14 protein-coding genes are annotated in these 15,147 nt (G+C 72.5%); 12 read left to right on the top strand and 2 right to left on the bottom strand.

Annotation, left to right across the window (positions count from 1 at the left end; genetic code table 11):
- Positions 1–4 precede the first annotated feature (4 nt).
- The 8 genes from QIS99_RS11035 (at position 5) to QIS99_RS11000 (ending at position 8,663) form a co-directional block, all read left to right on the top strand.
- Positions 5–1,108 carry a quinone-dependent dihydroorotate dehydrogenase gene (locus QIS99_RS11035; RefSeq protein ID WP_282512911.1) on the top strand — a complete coding sequence of 368 codons (1,104 nt, stop codon included), beginning with the start codon at positions 5–7 and terminating at the stop codon, positions 1,106–1,108.
- Entirely contained in the window at positions 1,105–1,944 is an 840-nt protein-coding gene (pyrF, locus tag QIS99_RS11030; protein ID WP_282512909.1) for an orotidine-5'-phosphate decarboxylase, read from the top strand. Before QIS99_RS11035 ends, pyrF begins: the two co-directional genes overlap by 4 nt.
- 305 nt (positions 1,945–2,249) lie before the next feature.
- Positions 2,250–2,573 (top strand): integration host factor, encoded by a 324-nt coding sequence (locus QIS99_RS11025; RefSeq protein WP_282512907.1) that lies wholly within the window; start codon positions 2,250–2,252, stop codon positions 2,571–2,573.
- A gap of 38 nt (positions 2,574–2,611) precedes the next feature.
- Entirely contained in the window at positions 2,612–3,205 is a 594-nt protein-coding gene (gene gmk, locus QIS99_RS11020; RefSeq protein WP_282512905.1) for a guanylate kinase, read from the top strand.
- 42 nt (positions 3,206–3,247) lie between these two features.
- Entirely contained in the window at positions 3,248–3,520 is a 273-nt protein-coding gene (rpoZ, locus tag QIS99_RS11015) for a DNA-directed RNA polymerase subunit omega (protein WP_005319902.1), read from the top strand.
- Between the two features lie 92 nt (positions 3,521–3,612).
- Positions 3,613–4,848: a bifunctional phosphopantothenoylcysteine decarboxylase/phosphopantothenate--cysteine ligase CoaBC gene (coaBC, locus tag QIS99_RS11010; RefSeq protein ID WP_282512903.1), complete on the top strand. Its 1,236-nt coding sequence runs from the start codon at positions 3,613–3,615 to the stop codon at positions 4,846–4,848.
- Positions 4,849–5,082: 234 nt separating this feature from the next.
- Positions 5,083–6,291: a methionine adenosyltransferase gene (gene metK / locus QIS99_RS11005; protein ID WP_282512902.1), complete on the top strand. Its 1,209-nt coding sequence runs from the start codon at positions 5,083–5,085 to the stop codon at positions 6,289–6,291.
- Between the two features lie 212 nt (positions 6,292–6,503).
- Positions 6,504–8,663 (top strand): primosomal protein N', encoded by a 2,160-nt coding sequence (locus tag QIS99_RS11000; RefSeq protein ID WP_282512901.1) that lies wholly within the window; start codon positions 6,504–6,506, stop codon positions 8,661–8,663.
- 242 nt (positions 8,664–8,905) lie between these two features.
- Here the strand turns inward: QIS99_RS11000 and QIS99_RS10995 are convergent, their stop codons facing one another.
- Positions 8,906–9,469, bottom strand: coding sequence for a hypothetical protein (locus tag QIS99_RS10995; protein WP_282512900.1), 564 nt, complete (start codon positions 9,467–9,469; stop codon positions 8,906–8,908).
- 334 nt (positions 9,470–9,803) lie between these two features.
- Between QIS99_RS10995 and fmt the strand changes: the two genes are divergently transcribed.
- On the top strand, positions 9,804–10,736 hold the full coding sequence (gene fmt, locus QIS99_RS10990; RefSeq protein ID WP_282512898.1) for a methionyl-tRNA formyltransferase: 933 nt from the start codon (positions 9,804–9,806) through the stop codon (positions 10,734–10,736).
- A gap of 321 nt (positions 10,737–11,057) precedes the next feature.
- Positions 11,058–12,497, top strand: a complete 1,440-nt coding sequence (locus QIS99_RS10985) for an RsmB/NOP family class I SAM-dependent RNA methyltransferase (RefSeq protein WP_282512896.1) — start codon at positions 11,058–11,060, stop codon at positions 12,495–12,497.
- Between the two features lie 29 nt (positions 12,498–12,526).
- Here QIS99_RS10985 and QIS99_RS10980 read toward each other — a convergent pair whose 3' ends face one another.
- Entirely contained in the window at positions 12,527–12,862 is a 336-nt protein-coding gene (locus QIS99_RS10980; protein WP_282512894.1) for a hypothetical protein, read from the bottom strand.
- Between the two features lie 136 nt (positions 12,863–12,998).
- Between QIS99_RS10980 and rpe the strand changes: the two genes are divergently transcribed.
- A complete protein-coding gene (rpe, locus tag QIS99_RS10975) occupies positions 12,999–13,685 on the top strand; it encodes a ribulose-phosphate 3-epimerase (RefSeq protein WP_282512892.1) in 687 nt (228 codons plus the stop codon).
- A gap of 357 nt (positions 13,686–14,042) precedes the next feature.
- Positions 14,043–15,089 carry a sugar-binding transcriptional regulator gene (locus QIS99_RS10970; protein ID WP_282512890.1) on the top strand — a complete coding sequence of 349 codons (1,047 nt, stop codon included), beginning with the start codon at positions 14,043–14,045 and terminating at the stop codon, positions 15,087–15,089.
- Positions 15,090–15,147 lie beyond the last annotated feature (58 nt).

Below are 15,147 nucleotides of genomic sequence, written 5' to 3'. Positions count from 1 at the left end.
CTCCATGTACAAGTTCTTCTTCAACCTGGTCTTCAAGCGGATGGACCCGGAGCAGGCCCACCACCTGGCCTTCCGCTGGATCCGGCTCGCCGCCCGCGTCCCGGTGCTCCGTACGTTCGTGGCCGCCGCCCTGGCCCCGCGCTTCAAGGCGCTGCGCACCGAGGCACTCGGCCTGCGCATGCACGGGCCCTTCGGCCTCGCCGCCGGCTTCGACAAGAACGCCGTCGCGATCGACGGCATGGCGATGCTCGGCTTCGACCACGTCGAGATCGGCACCGTCACCGGTGAGCCGCAGCCCGGCAACCCCAGGAAGCGCCTCTTCCGCCTGGTCCCGGACCGCGCCCTGATCAACCGCATGGGCTTCAACAACGACGGCTCGGCCGCCGTCGCGGAACGCCTCCACGCGCGCGTGCCGGTCTTCAAGCCGGTCGTCGGCGTGAACATCGGCAAGACCAAGGTCGTCCCCGAGGAGGAGGCCGCCGCCGACTATGTGCAGTCCACCGAGCGACTGGCCCGGCACGCGGACTACCTGGTCGTGAACGTCTCCTCGCCCAACACCCCCGGCCTGCGCAACCTCCAGGCCACCGAGTCCCTGCGCCCGCTCCTGACGGCCGTACGCGAGGCCGCAGACCGCACGGTGACCGGCCGCCGCGTCCCGCTGCTCGTCAAGATCGCCCCGGACCTGGCGGACGAGGACGTCGACGCCGTCGCCGATCTGGCCGTGGAGCTCGGCCTCGACGGGATCATCGCCACCAACACCACCATCGCGCGCGAGGGCCTGGCCTCCGACCCCGCCCTGGTCCAGGAGACCGGCGGACTGTCGGGCGCGCCCCTGAAAGAGCGCTCCCTCGAAGTCCTGCGCCGCCTCTACGCGCGCGTGGGCGACCGCATCACGCTCGTCGGGGTCGGCGGCATCGAGAACGCCGAGGACGCCTGGCAGCGCATCCTCGCCGGCGCCACCCTCGTCCAGGGCTACAGCGCCTTCATCTACGAGGGCCCGTTCTGGATGCGCGCCATGCACAAGGGGCTCGCGGCCCGCCTGAACACCAGCCCGTACGCCACGCTCGCCGACGCCGTCGGCGCCGACGTGAGGAAGGCCCACGCATGACGGTTCCCGACCCCTTCGGTGCCCGCCTCCGCCGCGCCATGGACGAGCGCGGCCCGCTCTGCGTCGGCATCGACCCGCACGCCGCGCTCCTCGACTCCTGGGGCCTGCCCGACTCGGTCGACGGCCTGGAGCGGTTCTCCCGCACCGTCGTCGAAGCGCTCGGCGGGAGCGTCGCCGTGTTCAAGCCGCAGTCGGCGTTCTTCGAGCGCTTCGGCTCGCGCGGCATCGCCGTCCTGGAGCGGACCGTGGCCGACGTCCGCGCGGCCGGCGGCCTGGTCGTCATGGACGCCAAGCGCGGCGACATCGGCTCCACCATGGCGGCGTACGCGGAGACCTTCCTGCGCAAGGACTCCCCGCTGTTCTCGGACGCCCTGACCGTCTCCCCGTACCTCGGCTACGGCTCCCTCAAGCCCGCCGTGGACCTCGCGCGGGAGAACGGCGCCGGCCTCTTCGTGCTCGCCCTCACCTCCAACCCGGAGGGCGCCGAGGTCCAGCACGCGATGCGGGCCGACGGGCGCAACGTCGGCGCGACCATGCTGGCCCACCTCGCCGAGGACAACGCGGGCGCCGAACCGCTCGGCTCCTTCGGCGCGGTCGTCGGCGCGACCCTCGGCGACCTGTCCTCGTACGACCTCGCCATCAACGGCCCGCTGCTCGCCCCCGGCATCGGGGCGCAGGGCGCGACCCCGGCGGACCTGCCGTCGGTGTTCGGCGCGGCCGTGCGCAACGTCGTGCCGAACGTCAGCCGCGGCGTGCTGAAGCACGGACCGGACGCGGGCGCCCTGCACGATGCGGCCCAGCGCTTCGCCGACGAGGTGCGCGCGGCCGTCGGATAACGGCTGCGGACAAGGGTGCGCACAAGGCTGCGGATCTTCACCGCAGGGCGGGCTCGTACGCCACGAGCCCGCCCTCGGTGCGAGTACCGGCCGCCGCCGACCTCAAATCCGGGGCAAATTGCCGGAAATGTATAGTTCAGCGGAGGCTGACCAGGACTTTTCCGCTGTTCTCGCTGACTCCGGCGGTCCTGGCCGCTAGTCTCCGTCGAGAGCACACGAGCAACGCTCGTTGCTCCCCTGGTGTGGGGCGACTAGGTTCCTCACCGGTCCGTATCCGACAGTTCGACAACCGAGGTGACGTAGGCGTGGCTCTTCCGCCCCTTACCCCTGAACAGCGCGCAGCCGCGCTCGAAAAGGCCGCCGCGGCTCGCCGGGAGCGGGCCGAGGTGAAGAATCGACTCAAGCACTCCGGCGCCTCCCTCCACGAGGTCATCAAGCAGGGCCAGGAGAACGACGTCATCGGCAAGATGAAGGTCTCCGCCCTCCTGGAGTCGCTCCCCGGCGTGGGCAAGGTCCGCGCCAAGCAGATCATGGAGCGTCTCGGCATCTCCGAGAGCCGCCGTGTGCGCGGCCTCGGCACCAACCAGATCGCATCCCTGGAGCGTGAGTTCGGCAGCACCGCTGCCTGACGGTCTCAGGCAGTCCTGAGAACCTGGATAATCGCTGCATGGCTGCAACATCCCGGGGCGCGACCCCCGTACCCCCGGAATCACGTCCGCGACTGACCGTGCTCTCCGGCCCCTCGGGGGTCGGCAAGAGCACGGTCGTCGCTCATATGCGCAAGGAACACCCCGAGGTCTGGCTCTCGGTGTCCGCCACGACCCGCAAGCCGCGCCCCGGGGAGAAGCACGGCGTGCAGTACTTCTTCGTCACCGACGAAGAGATGGACAAGCTGATCGCCAACGGCGAACTCCTCGAATGGGCCGAGTTCGCGGGAAACCGCTACGGCACCCCGCGCGCCGCCGTCCTCGAACGCCTCGAAGCCGGCGAACCCGTCCTCCTGGAGATCGACCTGCAGGGCGCCCGACTCGTCCGCGAGTCGATGCCCGAGGCCCAGCTCGTCTTCCTCGCCCCGCCCAGCTGGGAAGAGCTGGTCCGCCGGCTCACCGGCCGGGGCACGGAGGCACCCGAGGTCATCGAACGCAGGCTGACGGCCGCGCGCGTCGAGCTCGCCGCCGAGTCGGAGTTCGATACGACCCTGGTCAATACCTCCGTCAAGGACGTGGCCCGCGAGCTGCTAGCCTTGATGAACGTTGTCTGATCAGACACTGTCTGATCTTTTCGATTCTTCGGAAGGTAGAGCGTGTCCTCTTCCATCACCGCGCCCGAGGGCATCATCAACCCGCCGATCGACGAGCTCCTTGAGGCCACCGACTCGAAGTACAGCCTCGTGATCTACGCGGCCAAGCGCGCCCGCCAGATCAACGCGTACTACTCGCAGCTCGGCGAGGGCCTCCTTGAGTACGTCGGTCCGCTGGTGGACACCCACGTCCACGAGAAGCCGCTCTCGATCGCCCTGCGTGAGATCAACGCGGGTCTGCTGACCTCCGAGGCCATCGAGGGCCCGGCTCAGTAAGGCGCAGAAGTTCCAGTACAGGCCCGGCAGCGCGACTGCCGGGCCTGTGGTGTGTCATGGGTACGAACCGCATCGCGAATGGGGAGTGGGCAGTGGACAAGCCGAAGGTCGTCCTGGGGGTCAGCGGAGGCATCGCCGCGTACAAGGCCTGCGAGCTGCTGCGCCGGCTGACCGAGTCGGGCCACGACGTACGGGTCGTGCCGACCGAGTCCGCCCTGCACTTCGTCGGCGCCGCCACCTGGTCCGCGCTCTCCGGGCACCCCGCCGCCACCGAGGTCTGGTCCGACGTCCACGAGGTCCCGCACGTCCGCATCGGGCAGCAGGCCGACCTCGTCGTCGTCGCCCCCGCCACCGCGGACATGCTCGCCAAGGCCGCCCACGGCCTCGCCGACGACCTGCTCACCAACACCCTGCTCACCGCCCGCTGCCCGGTCGTCTTCGCGCCCGCCATGCACACCGAGATGTGGGAACACCCGGCCACGCAGGAGAACGTCGCCACGCTGCGCCGCCGTGGCGCCGTCGTCATCGAGCCCGCCGTCGGCCGCCTCACCGGCGTCGACACCGGCAAGGGCCGCCTGCCCGACCCCGGCGAGATCTACGAGGTCTGCCGCCACGTCTTGACAAGGCACGGCCTCGCCCGGGGTGCCGCCGAGGCCGACCTCGCCGGCCGCCACGTCGTCGTCAGCGCCGGCGGCACCCGTGAACCCCTCGACCCCGTGCGGTACTTGGGCAACCGCTCCTCCGGCAAGCAGGGGTACGCCCTCGCCCGCACCGCGGCCGCAAGGGGTGCGCGGGTCACGCTGATCGCCGCCAACGCGGCGCTGCCCGACCCGGCCGGGGTGGACGTCGTGCACGTCGGCACCGCCGTACAGCTGCGCGAGGCCGTGCTCAAGGCCGCGCCGGACGCCGACGCCGTGGTCATGGCCGCGGCCGTGGCCGACTTCCGGCCCGCGACGTACGCCGCCGGGAAGATCAAGAAGAAGGACGGCCAGGAGCCCGAACCGATCGCGCTCGTCCGCAACCCCGACATCCTCGCCGAGATCGCCGGAGACCGGGCGCGCGCGGACCAGGTGATCGTGGGCTTCGCCGCCGAGACCGACGACGTCCTCGCCAACGGCCGGGCCAAGCTGGAGCGCAAGGGCTGCGACCTGCTCGTCGTCAACGAGGTCGGCGAACGCAAGACCTTCGGCGCCGAGGAGAACGAAGCCGTCGTCCTCGGCGCCGACGGCAGCGAGACGCCCGTACCCCACGGACCCAAGGAAGCCCTCGCGGACACCGTCTGGGATCTCGTCGCCCCGCGGCTCGGCCGGGCCGCGAAAGAATTGTGACGTTCGCTCTACCAGAGGGACCAAACCCTGGGAATTCGGGCACAGGCCCCCTGGTGGAGACCTATCGTCGTACCGCAGAATGCAGTGCCGCAGGTCACTGGACTCCCACAAAGCGAGACGCGTGGTCCAGCGGCCGGAGGTGACCGATAAACTGGTGGCGGACCACCGCCGGGCGCAGCTCCCGGCAGGTCCGTCAATGATCAGCCAGCAGCCGCTGCAACCCCAGGGAGCGTTGTGTCCCGTCGTCTGTTCACCTCGGAGTCCGTGACCGAGGGTCACCCCGACAAGATCGCTGACCAGATCAGCGACACCATTCTCGACGCGCTTCTGCGCGAGGACCCGACGTCCCGGGTCGCCGTGGAGACGTTGATCACCACCGGCCAGGTGCACGTGGCCGGCGAGGTCACGACCAAGGCGTACGCGCCGATCGCCCAGCTGGTCCGCGAGAAGATCCTGGAGATCGGCTACGACTCGTCCAAGAAGGGCTTCGACGGCGCCTCCTGCGGCGTCTCGGTCTCCATCGGCGCCCAGTCGCCCGACATCGCGCAGGGCGTCGACACCGCCTACGAGACGCGCGTCGAAGGCGATGAGGACGAGCTGGACAAGCAGGGCGCGGGCGACCAGGGCCTGATGTTCGGGTACGCCTCGGACGAGACGCCCGAGCTGATGCCGCTCCCGGTCCACCTGGCGCACCGCCTGTCCAAGCGCCTCTCCGAGGTCCGCAAGAACGGCACCATCCCGTACCTGCGCCCGGACGGCAAGACCCAGGTCACCATCGAGTACGACGGCGACAAGGCCGTCCGCCTCGACACCGTGGTCGTCTCCTCGCAGCACGCCAGCGACATCGACCTGGACTCGCTGCTCGCGCCCGACATCCGCGAGTTCGTCGTCGAGCCCGAGCTGAAGGCGCTCGTCGAGGACGGCATCAAGCTGGACACCGACGACTACCGCCTGCTGGTCAACCCGACCGGCCGCTTCGAGATCGGCGGCCCGATGGGCGACGCCGGCCTGACCGGCCGCAAGATCATCATCGACACGTACGGCGGCATGGCCCGCCACGGCGGCGGCGCCTTCTCCGGCAAGGACCCGTCCAAGGTCGACCGCTCCGCCGCGTACGCGATGCGCTGGGTCGCCAAGAACGTCGTCGCCGCGGGCCTCGCCGCCCGCTGCGAGGTCCAGGTCGCGTACGCGATCGGCAAGGCCGAGCCCGTCGGCCTCTTCGTGGAGACCTTCGGCACCGCCACGGTCGACGTGGAGAAGATCGAGCAGGCCATCCAGGCGGTCTTCGACCTCCGCCCGGCCGCGATCATCCGCGACCTCGACCTGCTCCGCCCGATCTACTCGCAGACCGCGGCGTACGGCCACTTCGGCCGCGCACTGCCCGACTTCACCTGGGAGAAGACGGACCGCGTGGACGCGCTGCGCAAGGCTGTGGGGCTGTAGGTCCCCGGTTGCTCCTGTGAGGCCCGGTTCCCCTGCGGGGGAGCCGGGCCTCGGTGTTCTCCCGTGCCTCTCGTTCTCCCGTGCCTCTCGTTCTCCCGTGCCTCTCGTTCTCCAGTGCTTCTCGTTCTCTCGTGCCTCTCGCGGGTCACATCCCGTCGCCGTGGAGAACTCGGGCGGTTCGGGTGTCAGTGGGTTCTGATAGGACTTTGGCTGTGAGCAGCCAGGATGAGTCGTCGGGGCAGGGTGGCGCGGGGGACGCGGTGCCTGAGCAGCTTGCGCTCATTCGGGAGAGTGTGCGCAAGGCCAAGGTGCCGCGGGCCAAGCCGCGGACGTGGCGGGGAGCCGCGCTCGCCGGGGAGCTGCCGGTCGCGCGGGTCCTGGTGGACAAGGGCGTGCTGCACCTCGACCGGTACTTCGACTACGCCGTGCCCGAGGAGCTGGACGCGGACGCGCAGCCGGGCGTGCGGGTGCGGGTGCGGTTCGGGGCCGGGCGGGGGAGTGTGCACGGGGGCAGGCGTGAGGGCGGCGGGCTGATCAGCGGGTTCATCGTCGAGCGGCTTGCCGGGTCGGACTACGGCGGGCCGCTCGCCGCGCTCGCCCAAGTGGTGTCTCCCGAGCGGGTGCTGAGCCCCGAGCTGCTCGGCCTCGCACGGGCGGTGGCCGATCGGTACGCGGGCAGCCTCGCCGACGTCCTGCAGCTGGCCATCCCGCCGCGCAACGGCAAGGCCGAGCAGAAGCCCTCGCCGGAGCCGCTGCCGCCGCCGCCCCGCCCGGAGCCGGGCAGCTGGGTGCGGTACGGGACAGGGCCCGCCTTCCTGAGCGCGCTGGCCGACGGCGACGCGCCCCGTGCCGTGTGGAACGCGCTGCCCGGGCCCGAGTGGGCCGAGGAGCTGGCCCGTGCCGTCGCCGCCACCCTGTCGTCCGGGCGCGGCGCCCTGGTCGTCGTGCCCGACGGGCGGGTCGCCGCCCGCGTCGACGCCGCCCTCACCGCCCTGCTCGGCGCCGGACGGCATGCCCTGCTGACCGCCGACGCCGGGCCTCAGAAGCGGTACCGAGAGTGGCTGGCCGTGCGGCGCGGGTCCGTGCGGGCCGTCGTCGGCACCCGGGCCGCCATGTTCGCGCCCGTGCAGGACCTGGGCCTGGTCGCCATCTGGGACGACGGGGACGGCAGCCACAGCGAGCAGCACGCCCCGCAGCCGCACACCCGGGACGTCCTGCTGCTGCGCGCCGCCCACGAGAAGTGCGGCTTCCTGCTCGGCAGTTGGAGCTGCACGGTCGAGGCCGCCCAGCTGGTCGAGAGCGGCTGGGCGCTGCCGCTCGCCGCGGACCGCGAGCAGGTACGGACCACGGCGCCCCTGGTGCGTACGGTCGGGGACGGGGACCTGGCGCGGGACGAGGCCGCGCGCGCCGCCCGCCTGCCCACGCTCGCCTGGCAGGCCGTGCGGGAAGGGCTCAAGCACGGGCCGGTGCTCGTACAGGTGCCGAGACGGGGGTACGTACCGCGGCTCGCCTGTGAGCGCTGCCGCGAACCGGCCCGCTGCCGGCACTGTGCGGGGCCGCTTGAGGCGCGGGACGCCGGGCCGCTGCACTGCGGCTGGTGCGGCCGGGACGAGAACGACTGGCACTGCGCGGCCTGCGGCGGCTTCCGGCTGCGCGCGCAGATCGTGGGCGCGCGGCGCACGGCCGAGGAGCTGGGGCGGGCCTTCCCCGCGGTGCCGGTGCGTACCTCGGGGCGGGACCAGGTGCTCGACACCGTGCCCGCCGCACCCGCGCTCGTCGTGTCGACGCCGGGCGCCGAACCGGTCGCCGAAGGCGGTTACGCGGCGGCGCTGCTGCTCGACGGCTGGGCCATGCTCGGCCGGCCCGACCTGCGTGCGGGCGAGGAGGCGCTGCGGCGCTGGGTCGGCGCGTCCGCGCTCGTACGGCCGCAGGCGGCGGGCGGCACGGTCGTCGTGGTGGCCGAGCCGACGCTGCGGCCCGTGCAGGCCCTGGTGCGCTGGGACCCGACCGGGCACGCGGTGCGCGAGCTGGCCGAGCGGGCCGAGTTGGGCTTTCCGCCGGTGTCGCGGATGGCTGCGGTGTCGGGGCGGTTCGGGGCGGTCGAGGAGTTCCTGCGAACGGCTCAACTCCCGCCGGACGCCGAGGTGTTGGGGCCGGTGCCGCTGCCCGTGACGGACGCGGGCCGACCCCGGCGTCCCGGTGGTCCGCCGCCCGGCGAGCAGTGGGAGCGGGCCCTGATCCGCGTACCGCCCGGATCCGGCGCGGCTCTCGCCGCCGCCCTCAAGTCGGCCCAGGCGGCCCGGCTCGCGAAGTCGGGGCGCGGGGAGGGGGAGACGGTGTGGATCCGGGTGGATCCGCCGGACATCGGGTGAGGGGCGCACGGCTGCGCGTCGCTGTCGGCTCGTACGGCTGACGCAGGCAGATGCCCCCGCCGCGTGCAGGGCGGCGGGGGCACGGAGGGGGCGCGAGCCCCTTGCAGCAGCGTCGGCGTGACTGCTGCACGGGGGCTCGCGCGGAGGCGGCCGTGGCGTCAGCGGTTGTACGGCCTTTCGGCGTCGCTTCGGCCGTGGCGTCAGCGGTTGTACGGCCTTTCGGCGTCGCTTCGGCCGTGGCGTCAGCCGTTGCGCGGGCCGGGGAACGCTCCCGGCCGGGCCTCGTCGCGGTCGCGCAGGCTCGGGCTCCCGGCGGTCGGCTGCGTCGGCATCGAACGGGCCGCGGGCACCTGCGGCAGCGGGCCCGACGGCGGCGCCGTCACCGTACGGCCGGACGCCGAGGCCGCTGGGGACGCCGGGTCCGTCGCGCGCTCCGCCTCGGCCGCGGCCTGGGCGGTGGCGCGCCGCGCGCCGTACCTGCGGTGCACCGCCTGCTTGGTGACGCCGAGCGCCGAACCCACCGCGTCCCAGGAGAAGCCGAGGGAACGGTCGAAGTCCACGGCCGCCGTGACCAGGGTCTCGACGCTGTCCCGCAGTTCCTGGGCGAGACGGACGGTGGGCGCGGGCGCCCGCCCGTACACGACAAAGCCCGTGGAGGGTCCGGACCGGCGCGGACGGTAGACGTTCCCCAGCTGGGCGGTGAGGGTGCGCAGCGCGTCCACCTGCCTGCGGACCCGCTCGATGTCCCGCACCAGCAGGTGCAGGCTGGCCCGTGCCTGGGCGTCGTGGGTTGCGTGGTCGGCCATGAACAAGCCTCTCGAACCGGCGTTGAAAAGGATCGGGCCGCATGTGCGGCCCGGGTGATCGACGCGAAGTGGTCAACTCTTTCTTGACCAACGCGCCACCCGTCGATGTGGTCACGGTGTGGGGGCGTATGCGCATATGCGCGGGGCGCGCGGCCGGGCGTACGCCCCTGAGTCCCCTGAGTCCCCTGAGTTCCCTAAGTCCCCTGAGTCCCCTGAGTCCTCGCCGGGAGCCGCTTCGCGCGAGGTCCCAGGTCGCCGCCGGGCGGCAGGACTTGAGCAGCCCATAGACTGGTGCGCTCGTCATGTACCCCGCCCGAGAGGCAGTCGCCCACCGATGAAGCTGGTCTTCGCAGGCACCCCCGAGGTCGCCGTTCCCGCCCTGGACGCCCTGATCGCCTCCGGCCGGCACGAGGTCGCCGCGGTCGTCACCCGCCCCGATGCGCCTGCAGGGCGCGGGCGGCGGCTGATCGCCAGCCCGGTCGCGCAGCGCGCCGAGGAGGCCGGGATCGAGGTGCTGAAGCCGCGCAAGCCGCGCGACGAGGACTTCCTCGCGCGGCTGCGGGAGATCGGCCCCGACTGCTGCCCGGTCGTCGCGTACGGGGCGCTGCTGCCGCGGGTCGCGCTCGACGTGCCCGCGCAGGGCTGGGTCAACCTGCACTTCTCGCTGCTGCCCGCCTGGCGGGGCGCGGCGCCCGTGCAGCACTCGGTGCTCGCGGGGGACGAGATCACCGGTGCTTCCACCTTCCTGATCGAGGAGGGGCTCGACGCCGGTCCGGTCTACGGCACGGTCACCGAGCAGGTACGGGCCACCGACACCAGCGGCGACCTGCTGACTCGGCTCGCGTTCGCGGGGGCGGGGCTGCTCGCGGCGACCATGGACGGCATCGAGGACGGCACCCTCAAGGCCGTGCCGCAGCCCGCCGACGGGATCACCCTCGCGCCGAAGATCACGGTCGAGGACGCGGAGATCGACTGGTCCGCGCCCGCGATGCGGGTCGACCGGGTGGTGCGCGGCTGCACGCCCGCGCCGGGTGCGTGGACGACGTTCCGCGGGGAGCGCCTGAAGCTGGTGTCGGTGCAGCCCGCCGCGGACCGTACGGATCTGGGGCCGGGCGCGCTGGACGCGGGCAAGCACCATGTGTACGTGGGTACGGGTTCGCACGCCGTCGAGCTGCTGTGGGTCCAGCCGCAGGGGAAGAAGCCGATGCGGGCGGCGGACTGGGCTCGCGGTGTACGGATCGCCTCCGGCGAGGGGCTGGGGGAGTAGGTCGCGGGCCACGGATCCGCACCGTCGTACGGGGCTCGCCGCGGGGATTGCCCCGCAGGTCCCTGCACCTCTTCCTGACGTCGGAGTCGAGTGGGCCGGCGTCGAATCGGCCTGCGGCCTCGTCCTCAAGCGCCGGATGGGCTGATTCGTCGGCCTGCGGCCTCGTCCTCAAGCGCCGGACGGGCTGATTCGTCGGCCTGCGGCCTCGTCCTCAGACGCCGGACGGGCTGATGCGCTGACCTCGTACAGGTGCCCCGGGGTGATCCGAGCGCGTCACTTACGCTGGAACCGCACCCATTCCAGGATCCGGAGCACCTTTTCGTGAACGAGCAGCACCGTCGTCGTCCCCGCAAGCCCGCCAAGCCGTACCGGCGTCCCCAGAAGGACCCCGTGCGGATCCTCGCCTTCGAGGCGCTGCGGGCGGTGGACGAGCGGGATGCCTACGCGAATCTCGTGCTGCCGCCGCTGCTGCGCAAGGCGCGGGAGAAGGAAGGGCCGGAGAACTTCGACGGGCGGGACGCGGCACTCGCGACCGAGCTGGTGTACGGGACGCTGCGCCGCCAGGGCACGTACGACGCGATCATCGCGGCCTGCGTCGACCGGCCGCTGCGCGAGGTCGACCCGCCCGTTCTGGACGTCCTGAGCCTGGGCGCGCACCAGCTGCTCGGCACCCGGATCCCCACCCACGCCGCCGTGTCCGCGAGCGTCGAGCTGGCCCGGGTCGTGCTCGGCGACGGGCGGGCGAAGTTCGTGAACGCCGTCCTGCGGAAGATCGCCGCCGACGACCTGGACGGCTGGCTTGAGCGAGTCGCGCCGCCCTACGACGAGGACCCCGAGGACCACCTGGCGGTTGTGCACTCGCACCCGCGCTGGGTCGTCTCCGCACTGTGGGACTCGCTGGGCGGCGGCCGCGCCGGGATCGAGGACCTGCTCGACGCCGACAACGAGCGGCCCGAGGTCACGCTGGTCGCGCGGCCCGGCCGGATCGGCGCCGACGAACTGCTCGACGGGCTCGGCGAGGAGTCCGCGCTGCCCGGCCGCTGGTCGCCGTACGCGGTGCGGCTCACCGAGGGCGGGGAGCCCGGTGCGCTCGACCCGGTGCGGGAGGGGCGGGCCGGTGTGCAGGACGAGGGCAGCCAGCTGGTGGCGCTCGCGCTCGCCAACGCGCCCCTCGAAGGCGCCGATGAGCGCTGGCTGGACGGCTGCGCCGGACCCGGCGGCAAGGCCGCGATGCTGGCGGGGCTGGCCTCCCAGCGGGGCGCGACGCTGCTCGCCTCAGAGAAGCAGCCGCACCGGGCGAAGCTGGTCGAGCGGGCGCTTGCGGGCAACCCCGGCCCGTACCAGGTGATGGCCGCCGACGGCACCCGGCCGCCGTGGCTGCCCGGTTCCTTCGACCGCGTGCTCATGGACGTGCCCTGCACCGGACTCGGCGCGCTCCGCCGCCGCCCGGAGGCCCGCTGGCGCCGCCGCCCCGAGGACCTGGACGGCTTCGCCCCGCTCCAACGCGCCCTGCTCCAGGAGGCGTTGAAGGCGGTACGCATCGGCGGTGTCGTCGGCTACGCGACCTGCTCGCCGCACCTGGCGGAGACCCGCGCCGTGGTCGACGACGTCCTGAAGCGGCAGGGCGGCGCCGAACTCATCGACGCCCGCCCGCTGTTGCCCGGCGTACCGGCCCTCGGTGACGGCCCCGACATCCAGCTCTGGCCGCACCTGCACGGCACGGACGCGATGTACCTGGCGCTGCTGCGGCGTACGGCTTGAGGGACGCTTCCTGAACGCCTTGCCCGGGTCTACTGGCCCGGCTGTGGCGGCTGTTGACCGTAAGGGTTCGGGGCCTGGGGCGGGTTCGGGGCCTGGGGCGGGTACGGGTTCGGGGCCTGCGGCGGGTGCGGACCGGGAGCCTGGCCGGGCTGCGCCGGGTACGGAGCCTGCCCCTGCGCCTGGTATGGAGCCTGCCCCTGCGCCGGGTACGGCGCCTGCCCTTGGGGGGGATACGGGGCGGCCTGGCCGGGGGCTGCGTACGGCTGCTGCCTCTTGCGCTTGCCGAGGACGACGGCCAGGACCACACCTCCCGCCACGAGAATCAGCAGGGCTACCACCGCAACCAGCAGGAATTCGAACAGCATCAGTCAACTCACCTCACGAACAGGGGGACCGCCGAGCCTACAAGCGAGGCTGCCCGGAGCCCGCGCCGGTGCCCCGAGGCGGGTACGTGAGCGGTACACCGACAGCAATCCGCGCTGGGCATGGCAGGCTTGGGGCATGGCAGTTCAGATCAATCCCAGCATCCTGTCCGCCGATTTCGCGCGTCTCGCCGACGAGGCCGAGGCCGTCCGCGGCGCCGACTGGCTCCACGTCGACGTGATGGACAACCACTTCGTGCCGAATCTGACGCTGGGTGTTCCCATCGTGGAGTCCCTGAGCAAGGCCGCGAGCACGCCGCTGGACTGCCACCTGATGATCGAGGACCCGGACCGGTGGGCCCCGCAGTACGTGGAGGCCGGGGCCGGGTCGGTGACCTTCCACGCCGAGGCCGCCGCCGCGCCCGTGCGGCTGGCGCGGGAGATCCGGGCCAAGGGCGCCCGCGCCTCCATGGCCCTGAAGCCGGCGACGCCGATCGAGCCGTACGAGGATCTGCTGCCCGAGCTCGACATGCTGCTGATCATGACCGTGGAGCCCGGCTTCGGCGGCCAGGCCTTCCTCGACATCATGCTGCCGAAGATCCGTCGTACCCGTGAGCTGATCTCCAAGCACGGCCTCGAACTGTGGCTGCAGGTCGACGGCGGCGTCGCGGAGTCGACGATCGAGCGGTGCGCGGAGGCGGGCGCCGACGTGTTCGTGGCCGGCTCCGCCGTCTACGGCAAGGACGACCCGGCCGCCGCCGTGCGTGCCCTGCGGGCCAGGGCGGAGGACGTGACCGCGTCCGCGGCCTGGGCCTGCGCCCACTGACCGACCCCTGACCCCTGACCCACCACCGACCGCCACCGACCGCCACCGACCCACCACGAGTGACCGACTCGGCGACCTGTGTGCCACCGGCAGATGAACGGGAACCCGCGGGACTGATCAAGTGTCGCCGCATCTGCAAGGATGAGCGGAAGCCGATGAGTGAACTTGTGAACGCAGCAACGCAGAGCAACACAGCAACGCAGAGCAACGCAGCAATGCAGAGCAACACAGCAACGCAGAGCAACACAGCAGTGCAGCACGTAGCCGTGTCGAACGCAGCCGTGTGGAACGACAGCATGTGAGCAGAAGTCCGAGTGCGGCGGCCCGTGACCGACGGGACCGCACGCGGCAGAGCTGGTGAACAGCAGTGAGGAGAGCGCCGTGACTGGCATGTCAGCGGGGAGGCCGGCCCTGCGGATGGGACCCGCTGAGCTGGTGCAGGCGGCGGCCATGGCCCGCCGCTTCTACCTTGAGGGCAAGTCCAAGATCCAGATCGCGGAGGAGTTCGGCGTCAGCCGCTTCAAGGTCGCGAGGGTCCTGGAGACCGCCCTTGAGCGGGATCTCGTACGGATCGAGATCCGCGTACCCGCCGAGTTGGACGCCGAGCGCTCCGACCGGCTGCGGGCCCGGTACGGCCTGCGCCACGCGGTCGTCGTGGAGTCCCCGGCGCAGGCCGTCGAGGAGTCGCCCGACCCGGAGAACCTCGGCGAGGTCGCCGCCGACCTGCTCGGCGAGCTGGTCACCGAGGGCGATGTGCTCGGCCTCGCCTGGGGCAGGTCCACCATCCACATGGCGGCCGCGCTCCACCAGCTGCCGCCGTGCACCGTCGTGCAGCTGACCGGTGTGTACGACGCCGGCACCGCCGAGCGAGGCAGCGTCGAGGCCGTCCGGCGGGCCGCGCAGGTCTCCGGCGGCGAGGCGCACCCGATCTACGCGCCGATGCTGCTGCCCGACTCGGCGACCGCCGCCGCGCTGCGCAACCAGACGGGGATCGCCCGCGCCTTCGAGTACTTCGACAAGGTCACCGTCGCCGCGGTGTCCATCGGCTCCTGGGAGCCGGGCATCTCGACGGTGCACGACATGCTCAGCGACGAGGAGCGCGCGCACTACGCCTCGCTCGGCGTCGCCGCCGAGATGTCCGCGCACCTCTTCGACGCCGAGGGCCGCCGCGTCGGGCGTGACCTGGGCGAGCGCTGCATCACCGTCGAGGCCGACCGGCTGCGCCGTATCCCCGAGGTCGTGGCGATCGCGGGCGGGCAGCGCAAGGCCGCGGCGATCGACGCGGTGCTCCGCTCCGGCCTGGTGACCAGCCTGGTCACCGACACCGCGGCCGCCGACCAGCTCCTGGAGGCGGGCCCGGCCCCGCGCCCCGCCCTGGACCGGGCCGACCCCGACGGCGCCTGAGGCCGGGGCGAGGTCGGCAGCAGGAACCTTTTCCCGTACGTACGAGGGCTCCGGTTCC

This window comes from Streptomyces solicavernae (assembly GCF_029968095.1).
In the GTDB taxonomy this organism is placed as follows: Bacteria; Actinomycetota; Actinomycetes; order Streptomycetales; family Streptomycetaceae; genus Streptomyces; species Streptomyces solicavernae.
This window is presented reverse-complemented; position numbering and strand designations above follow the sequence as displayed.

What these genes read in the sequence shown, in the direction of transcription:
- QIS99_RS10980 (WP_282512894.1), bottom strand. Translation starts at nt 12,862, where the DNA reads ATGCTGTTCGAATTCCTGCTGGTTGCGGTGGTAGCCCTGCTGATTCTC.
- gmk (WP_282512905.1), top strand. Translation starts at nt 2,612, where the DNA reads ATGGCTGCAACATCCCGGGGCGCGACCCCCGTACCCCCGGAATCACGT.
- fmt (WP_282512898.1), top strand. Translation starts at nt 9,804, where the DNA reads ATGAAGCTGGTCTTCGCAGGCACCCCCGAGGTCGCCGTTCCCGCCCTG.
- QIS99_RS11035 (WP_282512911.1), top strand. Translation starts at nt 5, where the DNA reads ATGTACAAGTTCTTCTTCAACCTGGTCTTCAAGCGGATGGACCCGGAG.
- QIS99_RS10995 (WP_282512900.1), bottom strand. Translation starts at nt 9,469, where the DNA reads ATGGCCGACCACGCAACCCACGACGCCCAGGCACGGGCCAGCCTGCAC.
- pyrF (WP_282512909.1), top strand. Translation starts at nt 1,105, where the DNA reads ATGACGGTTCCCGACCCCTTCGGTGCCCGCCTCCGCCGCGCCATGGAC.
- rpe (WP_282512892.1), top strand. Translation starts at nt 12,999, where the DNA reads ATGGCAGTTCAGATCAATCCCAGCATCCTGTCCGCCGATTTCGCGCGT.